General features: G+C 46.9%; 23 protein-coding genes and 1 pseudogene. 21 read left to right on the plus strand and 3 right to left on the minus strand.

Annotation, left to right across the window (positions count from 1 at the left end; all coding sequences use genetic code 11):
- Positions 1-3: 3 nt before the first annotated feature.
- From MKZ13_RS07305 to MKZ13_RS07370, 14 genes and pseudogenes are all read left to right on the plus strand, one after another.
- Positions 4-4,083 carry an LPD38 domain-containing protein gene (locus MKZ13_RS07305; protein WP_339182919.1) on the plus strand — a complete coding sequence of 1,360 codons (4,080 nt, stop codon included), beginning with the start codon at positions 4-6 and terminating at the stop codon, positions 4,081-4,083.
- Between the two features lie 109 nt (positions 4,084-4,192).
- Complete coding sequence (locus tag MKZ13_RS07310; protein ID WP_339182921.1) at positions 4,193-4,462, plus strand: hypothetical protein; 270 nt, start codon at positions 4,193-4,195, stop codon at positions 4,460-4,462.
- 217 nt (positions 4,463-4,679) lie between these two features.
- Entirely contained in the window at positions 4,680-5,558 is an 879-nt protein-coding gene (locus MKZ13_RS07315) for an N-acetylmuramoyl-L-alanine amidase (protein WP_339182923.1), read from the plus strand.
- A 12-nt stretch (positions 5,559-5,570) separates the two neighbouring features.
- Positions 5,571-5,942: a phage holin, LLH family gene (locus MKZ13_RS07320; RefSeq protein WP_211080951.1), complete on the plus strand. Its 372-nt coding sequence runs from the start codon at positions 5,571-5,573 to the stop codon at positions 5,940-5,942.
- A gap of 64 nt (positions 5,943-6,006) precedes the next feature.
- Positions 6,007-6,180, plus strand: coding sequence for a hypothetical protein (locus MKZ13_RS07325; RefSeq protein ID WP_339182926.1), 174 nt, complete (start codon positions 6,007-6,009; stop codon positions 6,178-6,180).
- 59 nt (positions 6,181-6,239) lie between these two features.
- A pseudogene (locus MKZ13_RS07330) lies at positions 6,240-6,644 on the plus strand (CpaF family protein); the annotation flags it as partial.
- 40 nt (positions 6,645-6,684) lie between these two features.
- Complete coding sequence (locus MKZ13_RS07335; protein WP_339185363.1) at positions 6,685-7,428, plus strand: type II secretion system F family protein; 744 nt, start codon at positions 6,685-6,687, stop codon at positions 7,426-7,428.
- A 12-nt stretch (positions 7,429-7,440) separates the two neighbouring features.
- Entirely contained in the window at positions 7,441-8,310 is an 870-nt protein-coding gene (locus MKZ13_RS07340; RefSeq protein ID WP_339182928.1) for a type II secretion system F family protein, read from the plus strand.
- An 11-nt stretch (positions 8,311-8,321) separates the two neighbouring features.
- Positions 8,322-8,513: a Flp1 family type IVb pilin gene (locus MKZ13_RS07345; RefSeq protein WP_076209456.1), complete on the plus strand. Its 192-nt coding sequence runs from the start codon at positions 8,322-8,324 to the stop codon at positions 8,511-8,513.
- Positions 8,494-9,171: a TadE/TadG family type IV pilus assembly protein gene (locus tag MKZ13_RS07350; RefSeq protein ID WP_339182931.1), complete on the plus strand. Its 678-nt coding sequence runs from the start codon at positions 8,494-8,496 to the stop codon at positions 9,169-9,171. Before MKZ13_RS07345 ends, MKZ13_RS07350 begins: the two co-directional genes overlap by 20 nt.
- Entirely contained in the window at positions 9,152-11,380 is a 2,229-nt protein-coding gene (locus MKZ13_RS07355) for a hypothetical protein (protein ID WP_339182933.1), read from the plus strand. Before MKZ13_RS07350 ends, MKZ13_RS07355 begins: the two co-directional genes overlap by 20 nt.
- A gap of 29 nt (positions 11,381-11,409) precedes the next feature.
- The gene (locus tag MKZ13_RS07360; RefSeq protein WP_339182935.1) at positions 11,410-12,441 is read left to right on the plus strand and encodes a pilus assembly protein; all 1,032 of its coding nucleotides are present in this window, start codon (positions 11,410-11,412) and stop codon (positions 12,439-12,441) included.
- A 17-nt stretch (positions 12,442-12,458) separates the two neighbouring features.
- Entirely contained in the window at positions 12,459-12,971 is a 513-nt protein-coding gene (locus MKZ13_RS07365; RefSeq protein ID WP_339182937.1) for a prepilin peptidase, read from the plus strand.
- Positions 12,972-13,084: 113 nt separating this feature from the next.
- Positions 13,085-14,749, plus strand: a complete 1,665-nt coding sequence (locus MKZ13_RS07370) for a DUF6382 domain-containing protein (protein ID WP_339182939.1) — start codon at positions 13,085-13,087, stop codon at positions 14,747-14,749.
- 12 nt (positions 14,750-14,761) lie between these two features.
- Here the strand turns inward: MKZ13_RS07370 and MKZ13_RS07375 are convergent, their stop codons facing one another.
- Together MKZ13_RS07375 and MKZ13_RS07380 are read right to left on the minus strand one after the other, a co-directional pair.
- Positions 14,762-15,673: a TIGR01777 family oxidoreductase gene (locus MKZ13_RS07375; RefSeq protein ID WP_339182941.1), complete on the minus strand. Its 912-nt coding sequence runs from the start codon at positions 15,671-15,673 to the stop codon at positions 14,762-14,764.
- Positions 15,674-15,832: 159 nt separating this feature from the next.
- Positions 15,833-16,300, minus strand: a complete 468-nt coding sequence (locus tag MKZ13_RS07380) for a DUF2621 domain-containing protein (RefSeq protein WP_176872741.1) — start codon at positions 16,298-16,300, stop codon at positions 15,833-15,835.
- A gap of 170 nt (positions 16,301-16,470) precedes the next feature.
- Between MKZ13_RS07380 and MKZ13_RS07385 the strand changes: the two genes are divergently transcribed.
- Positions 16,471-17,577 carry a deoxyribonuclease IV gene (locus MKZ13_RS07385; protein ID WP_017689987.1) on the plus strand — a complete coding sequence of 369 codons (1,107 nt, stop codon included), beginning with the start codon at positions 16,471-16,473 and terminating at the stop codon, positions 17,575-17,577.
- A gap of 42 nt (positions 17,578-17,619) precedes the next feature.
- Positions 17,620-18,513 (plus strand): formyltetrahydrofolate deformylase, encoded by an 894-nt coding sequence (purU, locus tag MKZ13_RS07390; RefSeq protein ID WP_017689986.1) that lies wholly within the window; start codon positions 17,620-17,622, stop codon positions 18,511-18,513.
- Positions 18,514-18,587: 74 nt separating this feature from the next.
- Here purU and MKZ13_RS07395 read toward each other — a convergent pair whose 3' ends face one another.
- Entirely contained in the window at positions 18,588-19,067 is a 480-nt protein-coding gene (locus tag MKZ13_RS07395) for a hypothetical protein (protein WP_339182944.1), read from the minus strand.
- Positions 19,068-19,504: 437 nt separating this feature from the next.
- Here MKZ13_RS07395 and tkt point away from each other — a divergent pair, with 437 nt between their 5' ends.
- The 5 genes from tkt to MKZ13_RS07420 all read left to right on the plus strand — a co-directional run bounded on the left by tkt (position 19,505) and on the right by MKZ13_RS07420 (position 25,162).
- Complete coding sequence (gene tkt / locus MKZ13_RS07400; RefSeq protein ID WP_339182946.1) at positions 19,505-21,547, plus strand: transketolase; 2,043 nt, start codon at positions 19,505-19,507, stop codon at positions 21,545-21,547.
- 335 nt (positions 21,548-21,882) lie between these two features.
- Positions 21,883-22,200, plus strand: coding sequence for a pyrimidine/purine nucleoside phosphorylase (locus MKZ13_RS07405; RefSeq protein ID WP_017689983.1), 318 nt, complete (start codon positions 21,883-21,885; stop codon positions 22,198-22,200).
- A gap of 189 nt (positions 22,201-22,389) precedes the next feature.
- Entirely contained in the window at positions 22,390-23,745 is a 1,356-nt protein-coding gene (locus MKZ13_RS07410; protein WP_017689982.1) for a glucose-6-phosphate isomerase, read from the plus strand.
- Positions 23,746-23,921: 176 nt separating this feature from the next.
- On the plus strand, positions 23,922-24,554 hold the full coding sequence (locus tag MKZ13_RS07415; RefSeq protein WP_221819201.1) for a YigZ family protein: 633 nt from the start codon (positions 23,922-23,924) through the stop codon (positions 24,552-24,554).
- Positions 24,555-24,559: 5 nt separating this feature from the next.
- Positions 24,560-25,162 (plus strand): TetR/AcrR family transcriptional regulator, encoded by a 603-nt coding sequence (locus MKZ13_RS07420; protein ID WP_221819202.1) that lies wholly within the window; start codon positions 24,560-24,562, stop codon positions 25,160-25,162.
- Positions 25,163-25,344 lie beyond the last annotated feature (182 nt).

The following is a 25,344-nucleotide window of genomic DNA, read 5'->3' on the forward strand; positions in this document are numbered from 1 at the left end:
CGTATGGCGACAAGGCTTGAACAGTTTTCGGAGGAACAGCGCAAGAAGGCAATGCAAATACGTGAATCAGCAATGAACGGCACACTAAGCTTACAACAGCCGAGTGCGCCAATTAACCCACGGACTCAGGCGGTACAGAATTATTTCGCCAGTCAGAAGTCCATGAACGACCTGAAGACAGCCTTGCCGCCTGCGCTTACTCAACCGGGTTCAGACATTTACATGAATTCGACGTTGGGCAGATCGCTTGCAGGTAATCCGCAGGCGATTCAGTCGTACCAGCAGGCTACAGGTGTTAATCCAACGCCTATCCCACCACAACCAACGCAGTATGAAATAAACAAACAAAAAATAGCGGACAGCGCATCTAAAAGTTCATTTGCCAAGTTCGTATCACCATTCAGTAACTTAATGAATGATATTACTTACGGGAACAACGTTGGTAATTTTGTGACCCGCGCAGTTGGTACAGGCGGAGGTATGCTGCTTGGCGGTCCATCTATGGCTCCCGGCTCCACAGGCAACGCTACAGCGGATAGAGTGGCCGACATTACTGGTATTGCTGGTGGTATCCTCAGCGCAGGATTTAACCCTGCTGGCGGCGGCAACCTGATCACCGCGCCGTGGAAAGCGGCCAATGGATTGATGGCAACTCGTGCCGGGAACAGCCTGACGAACATGGTCGGTGGCGGTATAGGCAAGGTGTTACCTCGTATTAGCCCGAACACAGCAAACAGAGTGGCAGAAACGGCCCTGCGTGGAGCTGCTACAGGTGCTATAAGCAACACAAGCATGGGATTGATTCAAGGGCAGAACAGCAATAGCGACGTACTGAGAAACGCCGCTCTGGGCGCTGGATTGGGTGCTGGCGGTGACTTGCTCATTGCAGGAGCTGGGGCTGGTATCCGGTCACTACTTTCCAAATCAAAAGGCGCACAGTTACCCGAAGTTGGCGGCCAGCCGCTGGGTCGAGGAACAGAACCGATCGCACCACCAACACAGAGGTTGGATATTTCCGAACCGCCTGTAAGCGTGGCACAGCGTACGCCAGAGCAATTGCCGATTCAAGAAGCGCCAGTAGTGCGCCAACAATCGGTTGTACCAGATCCAGTCACACCACAACAACCAACGATTAATCAAGTCGATACAGCAACAAATATCAGCCCGCAGACGGTGAACCCAAGGACAGAAGCAGTACGCAAGTTCCAATCAAGTCAACAAGCGCCAGCAGCACCGGACGACTTCCTTAAATCCCGTCCAGGACGTGAAACTTCTGCTCCGATCACACCCGAACCAACACCAACATTGAACCGTGTAGAACAAGAAGCGGCGCAAGTGGTGGATGCTGTACAGAAATCCCGTGTACGTGATCGAGTGTATGACATGCTGGATTCTGCTGAACAAGCGGCCCGTGAACGCATCGCCAAGCGCCGGGGCAACATCAACTCCAACCCGCTGCCGGAGTGGGGTGATTACGCCATTATTGGCGCTGCCAAGATGGGTAAAGGGACGATTAAGTTCAGCGACTGGACAGAAGAAATGGTCAAGGATCTGGGCGAACAGTTTCGACCGAGTGCAGAGAAAGTATATCAGCAAGCTAAGGAAGAATTGCGGAGACAGGAACGGCTTGCCACGAAAGAAGGCCAGGCGGCGAAGGTGTTTAACGAGAGTGGCACAGGTAATGCGGAGACGTTCAGCGGTAAAGTGAGCAGGGGTAGCCGCAAGAAAAAGACCACATCATTCGAGAAGAAATGGGAACGCGTACGTACTCAGTTTGTTGATGAGACAGCACCGCTTGAAGGGCTGGAGAAGCGTGTTACAGGCAAGGTGGACAGCGCAGAGAACAGCCTTTATAAGATGGCTAGGTTGTTCAAAGGAACGCCTGAGAAGGCCAACCAAGTGGTTAAAGACAAGCTTGCACCGCTCATTAACCAAGTCGAGAAAGCTGGTTACTCTGCTGATGAACTGGGTGACTACGCAGTTGCTGTGCATGCTCGTGATATCAACGCGGCAGAAATGAAATCAGGCTTTACCAATGCAGAGATTGCAGCAGTAATCCGGAAGTACGAAAACACCGAACTGGAAGCAGCTCGGCAAGGACTTGTACAACTAAACAAGGACATGATGAAGGAACTGGTAGATAGCGGCGTGGTGAGCCAGCAGCTTGCCGATGTACTCGCAGACCGATGGAAGAACTACATCCCAATGTTCCGTGCATTCGATGACACTGCTGAGGGATTCGGCGGCAGTGTATCCCAGGCATTGGCGAATGTGGCCAGTCCGATCAAGACGTTGAAAGGCTCAGAACGTAACGTTGATGATCCATTGATTAACATGGTGAAGAACATCTTCCAAAGCACCAATGCAGCTGAACGGAATAAGGTTGCTTCTCAGTTGAAGAGATTGTCTGACATCGATACTGAAGCAAATTTCATTCGTCGCCTCGATCCTGATGAACAGGTAGGCAACAAAAACGTAGTCAACGTACGGGTGAATGGTGAGAACGTCAAGTATGAGGTTGAGCCAGAAGTATATCGGGCCATGTTGAATCTGGATAAAGAGGTTTCCAACCTACTTATCAAAATTTTCGCTAAACCAACGAATTTGTTACGTTCAGGAGCTACCCTGACACCAGAGTTTTCTTTGCGAAACCCTATGCGTGACGTATTACAAGCATACGTAACCAGTAACAGCGGGTTTAATCCGATTACTGACTTTACAGCAGGGTTGATTCAGTCCATCAAGAAGGGTCCGCTGTATAAGGAATGGATCAATGAACTTGGTTCATACGGAAACGTCCTGTCAATGGACCGTGAAGTGCATAAGAAGGCATTACAAAGTGTACTCCGAGAGTCTCCGGGAAAGAAATTTGTCAATGTACTTACAGGTAAAACATTAATCAATGTTCTTCGCGCTATCACAGATACCACAGAGTCTGCAACCAAAGTGGGAGAGTATCGAGCTGCCCTGCGTCAAGGTGTAAGTAAACAGGAAGCGGCATATCGATCTCGTGACCTGATGGACTTTGCGCGTTCTGGTTCAAGTGTACGTCAGATCAATAAAGTTGTTGCATTCTTAAATGCTAACATTCAGGGTAAATCAAAACTGGTTCGTTCTATTAAAGAGAACCCTTGGGGAACGACAGCGAGAATGTTTACAGCTGTAACACTCCCAACAGTTGCGATTATTGCTGCAAATCGTCAGTTCGCCAACGAGACACAGAAGCAGACCATCGCTGATGCACCAGACTGGATGCGAGACACATTCTGGCTTATGGCTATCCCAGGCACTGACATGGTGGCTCGGATACCGAAACCTTTTGATATCGCGCCTATATTCGCCAATCTACCTGAAAGAGCTTCTCAATTTGTCTTGGACAAAGATCCTGAAGCCTTCGACGGTTTCATACGGCGTACAATGAGTGGCGGATCTTTACCCATGCAAATCACGGCGCTTTGGCCTTTTGTAGAAGGAATATCAAACTATTCATTTTTCCGCGATGGTGATATTATTCCTTTGCGAGAACAAGGACTGGAGTTTAAAGACCAATACGATCCTACGAGAACAACTGAAGTTGCTAAATTTTTAGCTTCTCTGTCATCCAAAATGACTGGTGATAAGGGAATGTTTAAAAACTTTTCTTCTCCGCGGATCATGGATAACACGATTCAGGGCCTGACAGCAGGACTCGGAACGTATGCCACCTCAGCAATTGACAGTATCCTCAAAGGTGTCGGTGCTGTTGATCGTCCAGCGAGTCCAGAGAAGCGTTTGGAGCAGAAGCCGTTTGCAAAAGCGTTCTTGGTCGATCCATTGCAATCGACCAAAGGAACTGACAAGCTGTACACGCGCAAAGAGGAGCTGTCCAAGAAGAAAGCATCAGCCAAGCTCAACGGTACCACGTTTGATAAGGCGATTGAGCTTAAACAACTGGAGAATGCAGCAGACATGATGAGTAAGATCAACAAGCAGATCCGCACCATCGAGGGCGATGTAAACCTGACAGCCAAACAGAAGCGTGATCAGATCGAACCGCTGCTTACACAACGTAATGAAATATCGCGAAACGCTATGCAAAAGTAGTTTATTCCCGTGTTAGATGTGGTAAAATAAAGGTACACCACGTAACAACATACACCCGTTAGGACCCAGGGAAAGCATCCCGGGTCCTTTTACTATTTGAGGTGATAATATGATAGAAATGGACGAAGACGAGTATCAGGAGTCGGTAGTATCAGATGACACCCTGCACCTCGTATCAATATTTTGTGGACCAGAAGTAAGAGATAAACTGCTCTATCGGAGAGTGGACGATGTACGACTTCATAGTGGATTTGATTCACACATTATTCAAGAACGGCCTGACCCTAAGCTCATTGGGTGCGGTCGTTTTTTTGATCCTAAAACAGCGAAAAATGAAGGCTCAGCTGCGGAAATTCATTCCATGGATGTTCCAGGATGACAACGAAATCAAGGCGTACATGGCGAACCAAATCGTCATCATGCGTAATCAGGAGATCATTATGAGAGGAATGGGATTGGAGCCATGGACTGCGACTATTTCAAGCGAAAAACCGCAAGCTACAGCGAGTCTATCAAGCAGATTTTACTTATCATCCTGGGCGATTACTACTTATGCCCTGCTTGCAAACAAATACACCATACGGAGGTACTCAAAGATGGCGAAAAAAATAAAAGTTAAGGGCGATGCTGGTCATGGTGCTTCAGATCCGGGAGCCATTGGACCAACAGGCAAGCGAGAAAAGGACTTTAACCTGACGATGGCACTTAAATTGGAAGAGTTGTTTAAGAACCATCCGCACATCGACTTTAGTCTAACCAGACGCACAGATGTTTTTCTTGAGTTAAAAGAACGCGTAAAGATTGCTAATAGCCAACCTGCAGATCTGTTCATCTCTATTCATGCCAATGCCGCATCATCTTCTGCAAACGGTACAGAGACATTTTATAACCGCACCACAAGCGCACCACTGGCCGGAGTAATTCAGCGCCACATGCTGGCAGCCACAGGATTCAAGGATCGTGGCGCACGCTATGGCAACTTTGCAGTGATCCGGGACACCAAGATGGACGCGGTACTGCTGGAGGTTGGATTCATCAGCAATCCTGAGGAAGAAAAGAAACTGTTTCAGGATGACTTCCAGAACCGTGTGGCCTTGGCGATTGCTCAAGGGATCTGCGAATACCTGGGCGTACCATTCGATGTTCAGGCACCAACGCTGCCAGGACAGGAACCGGTTAAAGTCACGCCGTATCCAGAAATGAGTGTTACCGTTCATACGGCTGCAGGATCGACGTACACCGGATACAACGTGAAGGGAACAACATGGGTACCTTCCAGACCGATTGGTGAATTGATTGGTGGTCGTATTGGATACGCCAAGGGAAAAGTGACGATCAACGGTGAAGCGGTAGAGACCATGAACATTGATGGCGTGGGATACGTGACGGCGCGTGACCTGACGAAGCTATTGGACGCACGCATCTTCTGGGATAAGACGACACCAAGCAGAGTAGAAATATACCCTAAAAACTAAGGAGTGAGAGACATGGAAGACATTATGGTAAATGCCAAGCCTTATATTGATACGATTGTAAATGCTCTATTCGGATTGGTGGCGATCGTAATCATCGGCGCTATTAATGTAATTAAAGTTAAAGCGAAGGCATACTACGAGGCTAAAACAACGACAGAAGACCGCGATAAGCTGCACAAAATCGGGGCTGAAGCATTCGCGTGGGCTGAGACAATCTACAAGACATATGAAGGTGATCGGAAGCTGAGCGAGGCGTACACTTATGCGAGCGAGAAACTTGCGTCGCTGGGCATCTCCGTTACTGGTGATGAGATCCGAGCATCCATTGAGAAAGCCTATATAGACTACAAAGCTAAAAAGGCTGGTGGAAAGATTGCCAGTTAAGAGGAGAGGCCCTGCTATGACGGCAGGGTCTTTTTGCTTTATAATGGACCCTGGAGGTGAGACGATGAGAAACATTGCAGCTCAATACATATATTTCGATGGACCTAAGAAGATTGAAAAGGCCATCTTAATACAGACGGAATTAACTGATGATGCAGAGGTAGAAAAATTAATTCAACAGGAAGCGGAGAAAATTGCGAAGACGACAGTTAAGATAATGGAAATTCGCGAAGCATAACCAGAATGCACCCACCAATTGGTTGGGTGTTTTTTTGTTATGACTACCATATTGTCTAAGATGGATCATTGTCTACAGGGCACGCAAACACGATTTCCGACATGATCAGCAGACTCGAAACGATGGTGCTTAGCGGTGCGGATCTTCCTATTGCGGTTGTAAGGCAGCAGATTAGTTCAGCAATCGATATTTTTGTACATCTGTCCCGGCTACGAGACCGCTCACGGCGGGTGACAGAGATTAGTGAAGTGATTGGCATGCAGGACGGGGAGGTTATGCTGAATCCACTGTTTCGTTTCCAGGAACAAGAAGAGCATGAAGGCAAAATTATTGGCGGGTTAGTACAGGTTGGAAAGTTGAATCAGGTGGATAAAATTCAGATGGCTGGGCTCGGGAAATGGCTGGATGAATACATAGAACAATATAGTGTTGGAATAGGTTCATCAGATAACAACGTGAATTAAAGTCATTGGAAGGTGATTACTGTTGGGTGAAGCCAGACAGATGTTGACGGATTACACCGTATATACGCTTTCCCGGAGACAACGAATGGTCTGTATGCTGATTAGTGGTCTGCTGTTTTTTGGCATCGGAATTCTGTTCTACCATCACTGGTTGGCTGGAGCGATCCTGGCTGCGGGTTGCATATGGGTACCAAAACATTGGACTAAAGTGCTGTTGGAACGAAAAAGAATGACACTCAGTTTACATTTTAAGCAAGCGTTATATGCATTATCTTCGGCACTGGCCGCAGGAAAATCGGTGGAAAATGGATTCAAGGAATCCGTAGAGGATCTGCGGATGTTGAACCCGGAAGTGGATACCGATCTGATTCGTGAGTTCACGATCTTGCGGACACGGATGGAGTATGGACAACCAATCGAAGAGGCACTTCAGGATTTTTCGGATCGGGCTCAGATTGAGGATATTACGAACTTTGCAGATGTGTTCATTACGTGCAAACGAACTGGCGGGGACCTGGTTGAGGTTGTGCGTCGTACCTCTGCGGTGATTGGTGAAAAGCTGGACATTCAGCAGGATATTATGGTCGCGGTATCGCAGAAAAAGTTCGAATCAAAGGTGATGTTTGCAGCTCCGTTTATTTTTCTGATATTTCTGAATCTGACCGCCAAGGACTTTATGGAGCCGTTATATAGCGGGATGGGATACCTCATCTCTAGTGGTGCCTTGGCAGTACTCGCCGGCTGTTATCTGTGGATTAATCGCATTATGGATATCAAAGTATAAGGAGCTGAAACGATGCTGCTTCCCGTTATAGTCGCAGGGATGCTCGGAGCGGGATGGCTGGTGCTGGATCGAACCCGGGGGCAGACCTACCGGCATCTGCGCAAGCTGGATATGGAAGGATTACGATTGAAGAAATTGCATGGCCCCTTCCTGTTTATATTGGACAAGTTCGAGATTGGACGCAGATTGCCAGTGCTCATGTTTCGAATGCAACATGCCATTCAGAAAATGTATGGCATACAGCACAGTGGAGAGAAAACGATGCTGTATTGCGCTGAAATGTTGACCTACACATGGCTCATGCTGCTGGTGGGCTGCCTGTTATCACTCATTGGAGATATGGGCATCGGAGGTATGGTAGGTGGGCTCGCGCTCGGTGCAGCGTTGCCTTTTGCGCTCTACAAAGATCTCAATACGAAGGTGCAGCGAAGAGACCAGGATATTCTTATGGAACTGCCTGAGTTGCTGAATCGAATTGTACTGCTGGTTGGCGCAGGGGAGACCGTGCAACGTGCCATCGTTCACTGTGTGACAAGCCAGGGTGAACGGAATCATCCGTTGTACAACGAACTCAGAAAGACCGTGGGAGATTGGAATAATGGTTACTCGTTTCAACAATCATTTGAACAGTTCAGTCGCCGCTGCGGTGTACAGGAAGTGACGATTTTTACAACAACGGTGCTGCTGAATTTCCGGCGTGGGGGAGGTGACTTTGTATTGGCGCTGCGGGATCTGTCACATGTGTTGTGGGAGAAACGCAAGGCTGTCAGTCGGGCGAAGGGAGAACAGGCTTCTTCCAAACTGGTGTTTCCGATGGTACTGATCTTTTTTACGATTGTGGTCATGATCGGGGCACCTGCTTTTATGATGATGAATATGTAGGAGGAATTGGGATGATGGAAGTATTGAAAAACAAGGTAAATGTATTTTGGGAGGAAGAGGACGGACTCGGCACGTTGGAGCTGATTCTGATTATCGGGGTTATTATCATTATTGCTTTGATTTTTAAAGACCAAATAACGGCACTAATCAAGTCTCTTCTTAGCAAAGTGGATACAAAAAGTAATGAATTTTTCCCGGGTTAACAGGCTGAAGAAGGAAGAAGGGAGCTTCACCGTTGAAGCCTCCCTGATCTTCCCTGTCGTGCTGTTTATTCTTGTCGTATTGCTCTTTTTCACCATGTACATGTATCAAAAGACATTCCTGAATCAACATGCCTATGCAGCTTCCGAACGTGCAGCCTATAGCTGGGACAACAGCCACAAACAGGCGATGACAGGTGAATATGGTGTTGGAGAACATGACAATCTGTACTGGAGACTGACGGACGATCGTATGCTTGGAGCGCTGTTTGGCTGGTCGGGAGTGGATAATCAGGTTAGCGTTTCTATACCTGCTGGTGAAGGGGGCAATCTCTCGGAACAGAAATTAGCACAAGCGGTGCAACATATGCCCTCAGCCATGAAAGGAACGATTGAGTATCAGAATTCTCTGATTCAGCGGAAAGTAACAACCAAGCTGGAACAAGTAATTTCTTTGCCTCTTCCTTCTTTTTTGTTCGATTCAGGTAACCGTGTACTGACGCGGGGATCATCCGCAGTTGTTGAACCGGTTGAATTCATTCGAACGGTCGATCTGGTTCGTTATTACGCAGCCAAGTTTAAAGGCAAAGGCGGTGCGGCGACCAGTACAGCGGCAGAAGCCGGACAGGTTGTGCAGCATTTTGGCAAAAGTAAAAAGTGAGAAAAGGAGGAGGGCGGAGCTGTTTAGAAAAAAAGACGGTGAGTTGGGAGCCGTAACCCTTTTTTTAATATTAATATTGGCCGGAGTTTATATGTTTGTCGCTATATTTATTGATTACGCTCGTATAGCTGCATTCAAGGTGCAGACTGAACGCATGACACATGCTGCGATGAGATCCGTCATGTCAGCCTATGACACATCACTACGAGAGTATGGTTTATTCGGGTATGGCGACAGCAGTGGGGATGCAATTATGGCTAAAGTACTGAATGATAGCGTGAAGCCTTCAGCTGTAAAAGATGGATTTCCCATTCTGGATATCCAGTGGGATACAACTACGCTGAGCATGGAGCGTGAACTGGGCAGATACGATATATTTAATCGCCAGATTCAGGAGGATATGAAGTATCGGGCTCCGGTTGATTTTACCCTTGAAGTGATCAATCGGTTCAAACCAATGTCAGACGAGATGAAGGAAGCCGCGCACACGGTAGATTTGCTGAAAAAATTACAGAAGTTATATGACAAACGTGAAGAACTACTGGACGAAGCCATTGCCAATCAGACGGAATCCGCGGAGAAGCTGAAGAATCTTCCAAAGTTGATCATGGACCCGCCTTCACAAGCGATCTATGAAGAAATGTTGGAAGAAACACCGGAGACAGCTGCCGAGGCAGCAGCACGTTATGCAGATTATCTGAACAAGAAACAGGCAGATGAGGGACTGCCGTTGAGAGAGCAACAATACATATTGGAACTGGCTCGTTATCGGACTGGTGTTGGTAATGTGGTGACAGGCATCAGCATGATCATACAGCCCGCGTTACAGGCCCATCAAACAAAGCTGGAGGAAGCACAGTCCAAGATCGAAGAAGCACGCAAGATTAATGAGGAAATGAAACGTGTGATCGCGGAGGGGGAGAACCGTTCGCAGAATGCCAGCTACGACAACGTGGGCAACTCGAATCTGCCTGGGACGAGTCCTGCAACTACTGGATCAGGCAGTGAAGCTAAGAGCACACGCTCCCTCGCCTCGGAGCTAGTGAGGGCGGATAGCCTATTTGATCAGTTGAAGGCACGGGTTGTTTCCCAGAATGCGGACTTCTCTAACGTCAGAAGAGACAACATGGAATTGAATAGTCAGCTTCGCAGCGTTACGGGAATGAGTGGGGTTCCGATTAAACCTGCGGTCAGACAGGCAAGTCAGATTACGGAACGATATATGGATACCTATGTGAATAGTGGTCCTGCCAACCTCATCCAACAGAGTAAGCAGCAGCTGGAGAGTGGTCGTGGGTCGGATGCCCAACGCAAAGCGAATGACAAAGAATCCAAAGGGAAATTGAAGGAAGTCAAACGAATCTTGTCGCAGATCCAGAATGGAAGTTCGGGTTCCATGGACACTTTCAAACAGTTGGAGGAATATTATAACGCTAATATTTCTTTTAACGAGGCTAGTCGTGAGGAAGCCAAAAAGGCAGAGATTGCTGGAGATCCCTATGACTCTGGTGGCGATGCCATGAAGGGAATGGACAGTTTGTTTGGCGGGATGTCCGGTCTGTTGGACAGTCTTGGCGACGAATTATTTCAGAATGAATATGCTTTAGCCTATTTCAACTCCATGGATTTTGGTCAGTTATTTACCTGGACTGAAGGTGGTGGAGATGCTGGTGATGTTTTCAAACTGGAGAATCAGGAACTGGAGTATATCGTTTATGGGTTTCATAATCCTTCGGGTAACATCGCTGCGGCATATGCGGAGATATTTGGGATGCGGCTGGCTATTCGAACCGCAGAAGGGTTAATTGAGCACAGCAAGCTGGGGAACCCACTTCTGGTATTATCGGCAGCAATCTTATACGGGATTACAAACGCCATCGCGGATATGGTGAAACTAGCAAAAGAGGGCAGTGTGGAATTGTCCAAGTATATCAAAGTCAAACTGACGTACAGGGACCATCTCCGATTGTTCCTATTGATGCATAGTAACAATGAACGCAAAATGTCCAGAATGCTGGCGCTAATTCGATTGAATACGGGTGTGAATCCAGATGAGAAACAGACGTATGCTTCGGGTAACATGCGCAGCAGTATCAAGCTGTGGTTTTTACCAGGGGTGGTTAGAAGCATAGGTGCAGTTATGGGTAGTGCGGACCAAGTTGAAGATGGACGATTTTTCATTGAACGGAAGGCGGATTATTCCTATTGAATAATTAGGATCGTTTCGGTGGAGGGATTATGGATAAGCAGCAACATTATGAAAAAGAAAGCGCACAAATGCAGATTCGTTTAACAAGAATAATCAGATTGCAGCGTTTGAAGTCTCTGAATAAGCACATATATTCTTCGAAAAAGGAACAAGGTAGCATGGTTCTGGAAGCCTCACTAGTGTTACCTGTCTTCTTGTTTTTTATCATGTTTCTCATCTTCATAGTGCAAATGACTCTAATCTCCACAGCGTTACAAAGCACAGCGGGTGAAGCGGTGAAGCAGTTATCAACGAAAATATATCCCGTTTCCCTTGCATTCACACCTTCTGATTCTGCCGGCGGAGAAGGTTCTGGAGGGGGTTGGAAGATACCAGAGTTATCTCTGACGGAATGGGCAGAAGGTTATGCTTCTTCTCTACCCGAGCCATTAAGTGATTGGGTACGTTCAGCGGCGGCCAGTGGTGAACAACCACTACAGGAGATCAAAACATCCGTCTTGGAAACCGTACTTGATCCCACGGTAAAACCGATGCTTCAACCATTTATCGAGCCAACGCTGCTGAATATGGAACGTGTTCATGTGAATGGTATTTCGGTACCTGATCTTAAAAACAAAACAAATCCGTATTTCCGACTTGAACTGAGTTATGAATTGCCGCTAAAAGTCCCCTTTCTCAGTAAACCGCTACGGATTCAGGCCGCTGCGGCAGAACGGGTATGGATTGGGGATACCGGAGAAGGATCGGATGGCAGTGCAGGAGACGGGGATACTGCGGATTCAGCAACGGTTCTGTCGAAGCCTGACCCGGCTTACATAGGCAACAATGCAATGATCAAGGTGGAGGTAGAACCAGGAGAGACAGCCAACTTAACGATATTTTACAAGTCAGGTGAAAGTTCTGCGAAGCACATCGGCTGGGCCACCGCAGATGAGAATGGAATTATTGAATGGAACTGGTTTGTTGGTACTCGGACAACAGAAGGAACATGGAGTTTTGTTGTCGAGACAGGGGACGGTGCCAAGACGGAGACTACGTTTACCGTGGCCTCCAGAAAATAAGGAAGGGGATGATGGAGGTGGAGTGGTTTTACATTGTCTGTGGCTTATACGTCATTGCAGCTTTTATTACAGATATTCGTTCCATGAAAATTCCAAATCGATTGACTTTACCCGTGACTGTTGCAGGCGTATTGGCCCATATCATATGGGGAGGTTGGGATGGTTTCTTGTTCTCAGTCGCTGGATTTGCAGCAGGTTTTGGTATTTTGTTTCTGATGTATGCGATTGGCGCCGTAGGAGCAGGAGATGTGAAATTGTTTGGTGGGATTGGTGCATGGACGGGACTTGCTTTTGGCATTCATGTCATTATTTACTCCGTTTTGTACGCGGGCGCAATTGGTCTAGTGATACTTCTATTCCGAAAGGACTCAGCGAAACGGATTCGAGGCATGGCAGGCAATCTTGCGGGGTTCTTCATGCATGGTTCCCTCAAGCTGGTGAACAAGGAGAAGACATTGAAGTTTCCGTTTATGCTGGCGGTGTTACCTGGATTTATCACGGTGCTTGTCTCGGGACTTTTCCCTTTATAAAAGGGAATCAAGAAATCTGGGGATAACGGTGATCGGAAGGTTGTTCCGTCATCGAAGTTCCCAGTGTAACTTTCTTTAGTTGACCTAAATAACAATGGAAAGAGAGGATTGGCATGTATGGATTAACGAGAGACTTTATTCGTAACGGCGGAGCATTCATGGTTTTGGAGAAAGAGGACGGGTTACGAATGGAGGAATTAAGCCGGGTACAGATGGGGATGTTGTCCTCCAATCAGATTCCGCGACTTCTGCCTGTTCATATTCGGGAAGTCGATCGAAATGTAACTTTGCAGTACGACATATCAGGGTACAAGATGTTATCTCAGATGTTAAAGTCAAGCAAAATCAAATTGCGTGTTCTGTATGGTTTGTTGTTCCAACTAGCTGATGCCTTCACGGGATGCCGGCAATACATGCTGGAGCCTCGTAAATTATTGATCCAGGAAGAGTACTTGTTCATCAACGGTTCATTCGAACAGGGTGAGCTTGGAATGGTCTATGTACCAATCATGGATACAGTTGAAGTTGATCCAACGCCGCAGCAATTCCGTGAGCTTGTGATCAGGCTGATGGCCCAGGTGCAGGAACTTCAAGGAGAAGGCATTCAGCGTGTTCTGCAGTTATGTGATAACGAACGCTGGAATATCAGACAGTTGCGCGAGCTTCTGCTGGAATTATACGCTGACGAGCAAGAGAATGGAGGAGGCGCAGCATTTCTCTCGTCCAGAACTTCGGAAACACCCAATGATTCAAGAGGTGATCTTCATTCGTCGTTTTTTGAGCGAGATATCAGGCTAGCCACTGGTACTTCTCGGCCATATCAACCCGGTACTCCCGTTCAAAATGCTGAATCTTCATTAGAGAGTTCAAATGGTATGGATAAGAGAGGAAGTAACCCGTATGATTCGCTAGAGCGTGTTGATATGGAAGTGGAGGAGAAGCCCGGATCTTCCAAAGTAACCTATATCATATTGGGCTGTATGGTTGCCATGGCATTGGTATGGAGATTTATTTACATGGAGCAACCGGGACAGACGCAGATGATCCTGTGCATGGTACTAAGCCTTGGCTTGTTTGGTATAGCAGGATGGACGTGGAAACGTAAGGGAAGCCCTCATAATGATTCAGAGAATAAGCGGTCTTTTTCATTCAATTTAGGTAAGAACAAAGGCAAGCAAATGGAAGATGAAGAGGAACCATTTCAGGAAAGTTGGCGCTGGAATACAGCTGAAAGGCCAGCGGAACGCATAAAACAAACGGTTGCATCCGCCTCAGAAGGTAGTAGCGAGCATTCCCGTTATCCAAGTCTGCATGTGACACCTGAACACTCCGAACCATCGTTCGTTCAGCGCCATGTGGAAACGGTAGCTTCAACTTCAGAGCTAATTCGAAATGATGCAGTTGCGGAAGCAACCGTAAATTTGCAGAATCTGGCTAATGGTAAATTTACAGGGGAAGGCCCGGTGATGGCGTCTTATTATCTTGAACGAAGATCTGGCACCAGTGACCGACATGAACGGATGGATGTGCAAGGCGCATCTTTTGTCATCGGAAGATCAGCAGACATGGTTCAGTGGGTGGACACAGCGACCGGCGTGTCCCGTGCTCATGTGGAATTGAGCCGGAACAAATCGGGCTATGTGATTAAGGATCTGGGTTCCGTCAATGGCACCATTCTTCAGGGCAATATTCTTGCTCCGTATAAGGAGTATCCATTGGCGGATGGAGACACCTTTACACTTGCGGAATCAGTCTATACTTATCGGTCGGTTGGATAAGACATAGTTCAATCAGTCAGATAAGCCGCGGTGCTTCAGATCTTCCAGTGCCTGGGTTAAGGTAGGGAAAGTGAATTGGAATCCGTGGTCGAGTGCTTTTTGCGGAATGACTTTCTGCCCCTGAAGCAGAACAACGGATAGTTCACCAACTAAGGTTTTAATTAAAAAGCTGGGTACGGGGAACCAGTGAGGGCGATGATAGACCTTGCCGACCGTACGACCAAATTCATCATTGGTGACAGGGTTCGGTGAGGAAGCATTGACCGGACCTGACACTTGTTTATTTTGAATGCTAAAGTCAATTAGCCTTACGATATCCATAATGTGAATCCAGCTGGTCCATTGCTTGCCACTGCCGATCTTGCCGCCAACACCGAGCATGTAAGGGAGTTTCATCAATGGAAAGGCTCCTTTTTTATGACCAAGCACCAGGCTAACCCTGATTTTGACGAGTCTGACATGCTTGATGGCATCTGCAGCTATTTCCCATTGTTCTGAGACCCGGGACGGGAAGTTCATTGATTTTTGCGGACTGCTCTCGTCAAAGGTTTCGGTAGGAGAGGTTCCATAGATGGCCATGGCAGAAGCCTGAACGACCACTTCCGGCTTTTGTTCCAGGGATTCTACCAATCGGGCTACCCGCGCTACAGTCGTGACTCTGGATTCAACAATCTCCAGCTTCGCTTTGGTTGTCCAACGTTGATTCAGCGTTTCTCCGGCAAGGTTAACGAGAGCGTCCATACCTTCCAGCAAGTGAGGTTGTTCTTCGACTTGTTCCCACGATATATATGTAAGATTTTTACTTGGATTATGCAAGTCAGGCAGTTTTCGTGTAATAACTTTCACATGGTGCCCGGCTTGCAGCCAGTAATCTACAAGTGCTCCTCCTACAAATCCGGTACCTCCACAAATGGCAATTTTCATATCAAACATCCTCTCTGTATTTTCACTGCGCTGATACATACCGTTGGATCGACAAACAGCCCCGTACGGTAAGCAATGCCTGTTGGGAACAACTTACCTGACGGAGCATATCTGTATCTAATTAACCAAATCTATATGTCACTTAACTCATCTTTTATTTTATTTAATCAAATGTTGATAAGGGGAATAATCGATTTTGTTTTTCTCCAAAAATTTTACCAAAAACTTATTATCCCGCTTCGGTGTGGCAATAATGTATCCTTTGATGCAATGATCTCTTGATACTTCCGTGGCGTTGTCTTCAACTGCAATTTTACCGATCTCTGCAGCAATGGAATGTTTGGCAATGTCACGAAATGGCCCAGGTACAGGCTCTACAAGTTGATCCAAAAAAGCCTTGGCTTCATCTGTCCACAAGTGACGGCTGGCTTCAACCCAATAATTCTGCCAATCCAGTTTGGACTTTCCGTCCGCTTTTGGTAGCACTTTCAAAAACTTGCGCATCATGAAGAATCCACCGATACACATGCTGCCAAGCAATAAAAAAGTCCAGAATGCGATCGTATTCATAAACCAATTGCTGGGGGAACTGCTGGTCAGTATCATCGCGTAGGAGTCGAAAATCATTGCGGAGTCACCTCGGTTCATTGATTTTCACGGAAAGACGGATTCCGCCTACCCATGTTCCACATATTAGCTGTCAAAAATAGCCTCTATCCCGAATTATAGCGCATTTCTAGATTTATTTCGATAATCACGTTAGAATAAGGGATAATTCAGAATAAGGGGGATCAATAATGCTGAAAATCGGCTCCCACGTGTCCTTTTCGGACAAGGGATTATTGAGTGCAACGAAGGAAGCGTCCTCGTACGGTTCCAGTTCGTTTATGATATATACGGGTGCACCACAGAATACACGTCGCAAGCCAATTGAGTCCATGTATATTGAAGAAGGCAAGGTTGCCATGCAAGAGGGTGGAATGGAAGATATCGTTGTCCATGCACCGTACATTGTTAATCTTGGCTCATACAAAGATAATACGTTTAGACTGGCTGTAGATTTCCTTCAGGAAGAGATTCGTCGGACACATGCTATTGGTGTGAAGAACATCGTATTACATCCCGGCGCATTTACAGACAAAGATGCCCACTATGGGATCGGAAGGATCGCAGAAGGATTGAATGAAGTACTGGAGGGTGTGAAAGACACGGATGTGAACATCGCTCTGGAGACCATGGCTGGCAAAGGTACGGAGATGGGTCGCAGTTTCGAAGAGATCGCTCAGATTATCGAGAAAGTAACATATAACGAGCGCCTGACTGTGTGTATGGATACATGTCACATTCATGATGCCGGATATGATATCGTTAATGATTTTGACGGTGTACTGGAACAATTCGATCGTACGGTAGGACTTGACCGCATTGCCGTAATGCATATTAATGATAGTAAGAATGCTGTGGGTGCGCACAAGGACCGTCATACACCGATTGGCTCTGGCTGGATCGGGTTTGAAGCGATTAACCGCATCGTCAACCATGAGAAGCTTCAAGGACGTCCATTTATTCTGGAGACACCTTGGATTGGTAAAGAGGCGAAGACACAGCGTCCAATGTATGAGGTGGAGATTGCCCTGCTTCGTGGGGATGTTGCCGGTCGATTCGGCCAGGATTTCCTGACAGAAGTAGAACAGTTGCAACACTTTTTCAAAGGTAAAGAGATTGAGTCTCGTTCGTATATTCTGGATGTGTGGACGTTGCTCAAAAATGATGCCAAAGCCAAAAAGGCAGATCCGCGCGAACCGCTGGAACGCCTCTATGACATGGTGACTGAAGCTGCACTATTCCCGCATTTGAATGAAGAACAACTGAATCATCGCTTGATTGCATGGCTTGCGGGTTAATCCCGCAGGTCATGGCTTAATTGAAGGAGGAAGAATAACCCGATGGAGATCCACGCTAAACAAGTACGCCCTGATTCTAAAAACCGCGCCGATCGTGCGCGCATGCTTATTTCCTGTCCGGATGGTCCAGGAATTGTAGCTGCCGTCTCTCACTTCCTGCACCAGCATGGTGCAAATATTGTTCAGTCGGACCAGTATACAATGGACCCTGCTGGCGGCATGTTCTTTATGCGAATTGAGTTTGATCTTCCGCAATTGTTGGTCAATTTGCCGAAACTCGAAGCTGATTTTGCAGAAGTAGCAAGCCGTTTCCAGATGGAATGGACGTTATCTGCGGTCAGTCGCAAGAAGAAACTGGCTATCTTTGTATCCAAAGAGGATCACTGTCTGGTTGAATTGTTGTGGCAATGGCAGGCAGGCGACCTGGATGCCGATATTGCGCTTGTGGTCAGCAACCATCTGGACATGAAGGACTATGTAGAATCATTCGGTATTCCATATCATCATATTCCGGTTACAGCAGATACGAAGAAAGAAGCGGAACAGCGCCAACTGGACGTCATCGGCAACGATGTGGATGTGATCATTCTGGCTCGTTACATGCAGATCATCTCTCCCATGTTCATTGAGCACTACCGTAATCGAATCATTAATATCCACCATTCGTTCCTGCCAGCCTTTGTGGGTGGTAAACCGTATGCGCAGGCGTACAACCGTGGTGTCAAAATTATCGGTGCAACAGCGCACTATGTTACGGAAGAACTGGATGGCGGCCCGATTATTGAACAGGATGTGCAGCGTGTAAGCCACGGGGACGATGTAACCGAGCTGAAGCGTATTGGACGTACCATTGAGCGTGTTGTGCTCGCACGTGCCGTGAAATGGCATGTCGAAGACCGTGTTCTTGTTCACGAAAATAAAACCGTTGTATTTTAAGCTCACGCTTTAATACTGTGCAAGGTTGATTCGGAACCACGTAATAGACTAACAATAAAGCGACCCCAATTCGTTTACGAAACGGGAGTCGCTTTTTTTGTTGTGTTGATATACTTTCCGCACAAGCCAAGCAAAATACCAAACAGCAGATGTCCTACAATCCAGTAGAGGATGGCGGACACATCGTACAGGTCTGGCACACGTGATGACAATCGAGAGAGTGGGATATAGAGCAAGGACGAGACTGCACCAAGTAAAATCCCTTTGATCATAGGGCGGCCTGAATGCCTTACCCACCACAGATAGAAGATACCGATGACAACGGACACGATGAGATGCAAAGCAAATTCAAAGAATTCGGGTAAGGTTGGCGGAAGACCAGGCACAAAATCAATATTCAGCAGCAGAGTATATACTTGTTCACCTGTGATGGCCTGAATCATTTTGAGGAAAAATCCCAGGACAACTCCCGAGAGAATTCCCGTTAAAATACCGGATATCCAGGGTAATGAGTGTTTTGCCGATGTTGATGGGTGAGCAGCAGGATCTGGCATGATCGAGACCTCCTATGATTGACGCGTGTACATCTGAAAAAAGTAAACCACAGCCCGAATTTTGTAATCCATATTAAGGAACATTATATGTGAATTGAGGATGAATATCTAAAAAATGCATGGTTTTCAGGTTAAAGGTTATACTTCATGCGATGGATTTGCGAGGCTCCTTAAGTCTGTTTTTGGAATTTAGTACCTTGTACAGTACGATTTTTGCTTGATAGGCCAAGGATTATTCATCACAAACCACCGATTTTTCACGAACTTCTAAAAGAAGGTTATGGAAAAGCTTCACGCCAAGTGATACAATACAAAAGTGAATAAGTCAAAATGAAACACTCAAGCGGATTCACTTATTGTGAAATTCGGTTTGCTTGTATGATGAGAGGGATTCGCTTGCGCACCCGACTTATCTAAAGACATGAGGAGGACAAACCATGACTGACAAGAACGAAGCGATTCAAAAGGACGAGAACACCACAATCGACAACCTGTCGATTACTACCGTACGTACTTTGGCGATTGATGCAATTGAGAAGGCAAATTCCGGACATCCGGGTATGCCTATGGGCTCCGCTCCAATGGGGTACCAACTTTTTGCAAAAACGATGACTCATAACCCGGACCACCCAACTTGGGTTAACCGGGACCGTTTTGTCCTGTCTGCAGGACATGGCTCCATGTTGCTGTACAGCTTGCTGCACCTGAGCGGATATGATCTTCCAATGGAAGAACTGAAACAGTTCCGTCAATGGGGAAGCAAAACTCCGGGTCACCCGGAATTTGGACATACTGCAGGTGTTGATGCAACAACCGGCCCACTGGGTCAAGGTATTGCAATGGCTGTAGGTATGGCGATGGCTGAAGCTCAACTGGGCGCAACATACAATAAAGACAAATTCAACGTAGTTGACCACTACACTTACGCAATCTGTGGTGATGGCGACTTGATGGAAGGCGTATCTCATGAATCAGCTTCCCTGGCTGGACGTTTGCACTTGGGCAAACTGATCATGTTGTTCGACTCCAATGACATCACGTTGGATGGTAAATTGGATCTGTCTTCTTCCGAAAGCATCGCGAAGCGTTTTGAAGCTTATGGCTGGCAAGTGCTGCGCGTTGAAGATGGTAACGATCTGCCTGCAATCGAAAAAGCAATTCAGGAAGGTCAAGCAGATACACTGCGTCCTACACTGATCGAAGTTAAAACGGTTATCGGTTATGGTAGCCCGAACAAACAAGGTAAAGGCGGCCACGGCGGTACTCACGGATCTCCACTGGGTGCAGACGAAGCCAAATTGACGAAAGAGTATTACAAATGGGTTTACGAAGAAAACTTCCACGTACCAGCTGAAGTTCGCGATCACTTTGCACAAGTGAAAGATCGTGGTATCTCTGCTAACAAAGCTTGGGATGAGAAATTTGCCGAGTACAAAAAAGCTTTCCCTGAGCTGGCAGTTCAATTCGAAACAGCGATTAACGGCGACCTTCCAGAAGGTTGGGACCGTGATCTTCCTAAATATGCAGCAACAGACAAAGCTCTTTCCACTCGTGTAGCATCCGGTAACGCTCTGAACGGTCTGGCGCACAACGTGCCACAACTGACAGGTGGATCTGCTGACTTGGAAAGCTCTACAATGACTCACTTGAACAACCTGGAGAACTTCACACCTGAAGATTACTCCGGCCGTAACATCTACTTCGGTATCCGTGAATTCGGTATGGCTGGAGCAATGAACGGTATGGCACTGCACAGCGGTGTGAAAGTATTCGGAGGTACGTTCTTCGTATTTACCGATTACCTGCGTCCGGCTGTTCGTCTGGCTGCCCTGATGGGATTGCCTGTAACGTATGTTCTGACTCACGACAGTATCGCTGTTGGTGAAGATGGTCCTACGCACGAACCAATCGAGCAACTGGCATCCCTGCGTATCATTCCTAACCTGACGGTTATTCGTCCGGCTGATGGTAATGAAACTTCGGCTGCTTGGGCTTATGCGCTTGAGAACAAGAGCAACCCGGTTGCACTCGTACTCACTCGTCAAAACCTGCCGATCCTGGAAGGTACGGTTGAAGGTTCACGTGAGAACGTGAAACGTGGTGCTTATGTTGTCTCTGATGCAAAAGATGGCAAAGCGGTAGCACAAATCATCGCTACAGGTTCTGAAGTGCAATTGGCTGTTAAAGCTCAAGCAGCACTTGCAGAACAAGGCATCCAAGTTCGCGTAATCAGCATGCCAAGTTGGGATCTGTTCGAGAAACAAGACAAAGCTTACAAAGAGTCCGTTCTTCTTCCGGATGTTAAAGCTCGTCTTGCGATTGAAATGGCTTATCCAATGGGCTGGGAAAAATATGTTGGAGATCAAGGTGACATTCTCGGAATCAGCACATTTGGTGCATCCGCGCCTGGCGACCGTGTTATCCAAGAATATGGCTTTACAGTGGACAACGTGGTTAGCCGCGTAAAAGCATTGCTGTAATAGAGGTTGTTCAAAAAGTCTGCTTTTGATTACGAAGGATGCCTCACGGCATCATCAGCGTCGAAAATGGGATTCAGCCGAAATGTCCGTTGCTCACGTAGTTTTCTCTTACGCTCCGCTACTCCATTTCTAGCTTCATCCCATCTTCTCGGTACTGAAAACCTGTCTTTTTGAACACACACTTATAGCTTCATAAGCGCTGCTATGGTCGGGAGAGCTTCATGCTGTCCTGATTCATGGCAGTAAGTTATTTCCGCAGAGCATGGGCGGTAACTCGTTATTGCCCTAATCTGTTTTGCCTTTTGTTTTCATTAACTTCAGGGGAGCGGGTACGCATGTCACAATTCGATCAAGTCAGTGTAGTGAAAGAGGCCAACATTTATTATGATGGTCAGGTAACCAGCAGAACGGTTATTTTGGGGGATGGCAGCAAAGTGACTCTAGGCATCATGCTTCCAGGCAGTTATGAGTTCGGTACGGATTCCCGTGAAATTATGGAGATTCTGTCCGGAGATCTGAAAGTATTGCTTCCCGGAGAAGAAGAGTGGCAAGAGATTCAAGGCCAAGCTACGTTCCACGTGCCTGCCGAATCCAAATTTAAACTGGAGATACGCAGCGTTACTGACTACGTCTGCTCGTACCCGGCGGAATAACATAAGAAGGGTAAGCAGAACCGCAACCCGCGGATTCGGTTTACCCTTTTTGCTTCTTGAATTCTAACGACAAAGTTCGAGCTGCAAGCTTGTCAGCCCCGTGGATTTGAAGTATCCTTAAGGCAAGTTGTTTAGAATGGAATACGGATACGGAAAAAATATAACCGAAATCAGGAGGTTTTTGAGATCATGGCAAAAAAAGTGACATTTGACTATAGCACGGCATTGCAATTTGTAAATCAGCATGAAGTGGATTATTTTGCAGAACCGATTCGTCTGGCTCACGAGCAGCTTCACAACGGAACAGGAACAGGCTCCGATTATCTGGGCTGGATTGACCTGCCGACGGCTTATGACAAAGAAGAGTTCGCCCGCATTCAAAAAGCGGCTGCCAAAATCCAAAGCGACTCCGAAGTACTGATCGTTATCGGTATCGGTGGATCATACCTGGGTGCACGTGCAGCGATTGAAATGCTGACTCACTCTTTCTATAACAATCTGCCAAAAGACAAACGCAAAACGCCTGAAATCTATTTTGCAGGAAACAATATCAGCTCCACATATGTAACTCATTTGCTGGATCTGGTTGAAGGCAAAGATTTCTCCGTTAACGTCATCTCCAAATCCGGTACAACAACAGAGCCGGCAATTGCATTCCGTATCTTCCGTGCAGCACTGGAAGAGAAATATGGTAAGGAAGAAGCTCGCAAACGCATCTATGCTACAACAGACAAAGCGCGTGGTGCATTGAAAGAACTGGCAAATGCAGAAGGATACGAATCTTTCATTATCCCGGATGATGTAGGCGGACGTTACTCCGTTCTGACAGCTGTAGGTTTGCTGCCAATCGCAGCAGCTGGTATCAGCATCGAAGAAATGATGCAAGGTGCGGCTGACGCATCCAAAGAATACAGCAACCCGAACGTAGCTGAGAATGAAGCATATCAATATGCTGCAGTTCGTAACGCATTGTATCGCAAAGGTAAAGGAACTGAGATTCTTGTAAACTATGAGCCTTCCCTGCACTTCGTATCCGAGTGGTGGAAACAACTGTTTGGAGAGAGTGAAGGTAAAGACTACAAAGGGATCTATCCTGCATCCGTTGATTTCTCTACAGACTTGCACTCCATGGGTCAATTCATCCAGGAAGGTAGCCGGAATATCTTCGAAACTGTTATTCAGGTTACTGAAGTTGCTGAGCATATCTCAATCAAATCCGATCCGGACGATCTGGATGGTTTGAACTTCCTTGAAGGCAAAACTATGGACTTTGTTAACAAAAAAGCATTCCAGGGAACACTGCTTGCACATACAGATGGTCAAGTGCCAAACCTGATTGTGAACATTCCAGATATGACTCCATATTCTTTCGGATATCTGGTATACTTCTTTGAAAAAGCATGCGGTATCAGTGGCTACCTGCTGGGCGTCAATCCATTTGACCAACCAGGCGTGGAAGCTTACAAGAAGAATATGTTCGCATTGCTGGGCAAACCAGGCTTTGAAGAAGAGAAAGCAGCGCTCGAAGCGAGACTTTCCGAATAATTCATCGGTCTGCTCATATAGTTGAATAAGGTAATGTAAATCTAACCGGGAATCACTGTTTGTGTAAGATGCAGGGTTCCCGGATGTAGATAACCAGGGCAGTTCGTCCGCGTTCGCGCGGTGAACTGCTTTCTTGTAAAATAGACTCAGGAAAAGATCAGAAAGTTGGATTTGGGATGATTGAACGTTATCGCACGGTTCGAGGACCGGGCAATCTGGAAATTGTAATCAAGAAGTCGCGATTTATCGGTCATATTATGCCGGTCACGACAGAGGCAGAAGCTGTTGCTTTCATCGATGAGATCAAGAAAAAACATTGGAATGCAACTCATAACTGCTCTGCATACATGATTGGGGAGCGGGACGAAGTCCAGAAGCAATCCGATGACGGGGAACCCAGCGGAACAGCAGGGAAACCCATTCTTGAAGTGATCAAAAATCAGAAATTAAAAAATGTGGCAATTGTGGTTACGCGATACTTCGGGGGAATTATGCTTGGAGCTGGCGGGTTAATTCGTGCTTATACGGATGGAGCTGTAGCAGCCATTGAAGCCGGAGAAGCCATTACCAACGTGCTGCATCGTGAAGTGTTTGTTGAACTGGATTATACGTGGCTGGGTAAAGTGGAAAATGAGTTAAGAAGCCGGGAAGTCCGTACAGGTGAAACTGGATTCACCGATAAGGTTACGTTGACTTGTCTTCCGCCGGATAGTGAAACCGAGGCTTTTGTAGCCTGGATCACGGATTTGACGCAAGGGCAATCCCGGATCACGGAGGGACAGCGGCTTTATTTTATTGAAGGGGAATAAAATATATGGCTAGAAGAGCAGTCGAACAGGAGTTGTCGAGGGAGCGGATACTGGAGGCGGCGAGGCACCTTTTTATTACCAAAGGATACCGCGCCATTTCGATGCGAAGCATCGGCCAGCATCTGGGCTATAGTCATGGGTCGCTGTATTATCACTTTAAGGAAAAGGCAGAGCTGTTCTATGCCATCGTGGTTGAAGATTTTAATCATCTGGGGCATTTGCTGCTGCAAGCCATGGTCAGGCCGGTTCGTGATGATGTGAGCAAGGTAGAGCATATCATGATGGAGTTTATTCGCTTTGGTCTGGAGAATCCATACCAATACGAAATTATGTTTATGATCAGGGACGAAGAACTGTTGTCTTATTGTCGTGCCGAACAGGGACGTTGCTTCGAATTGTTTGCATCGATTATAAGGCAGTATATGAATGAAGAGAACTGTACGGAAGAGGATATTCAAAGGGTACCGCGTACGCTATTTTTGGCTATGCACGGATTCATTTCTTATTACATTCAGGACCGTTTAACGTTTGTGGAGATTGAATCGTCTGCGCTGTCTCATGTCAAAGTGCTGTGCCGCAATCTGGGTCAGCAGTCTGGCGACCAATAATGGCGCTGTTGTTGCACCCCTACACTTCAGGGCGGTGATTTGTCATAACTTTAATCCTTTATAACGTTGTCTCGCGAAAGTTAGTATGCGCAGCAAACCAAGTCAGGCGGCTCCGACCCGGAATGAGGGTGGACCGCCTGTTTGTGTTTATCAAAAATGAACGAGTGGGTGGCAGGCCTATT

Origin of the sequence: Paenibacillus sp. FSL R5-0701, from assembly GCF_037973995.1 — a bacterium.
Lineage (GTDB): Bacteria > Bacillota > Bacilli > Paenibacillales > Paenibacillaceae > Paenibacillus.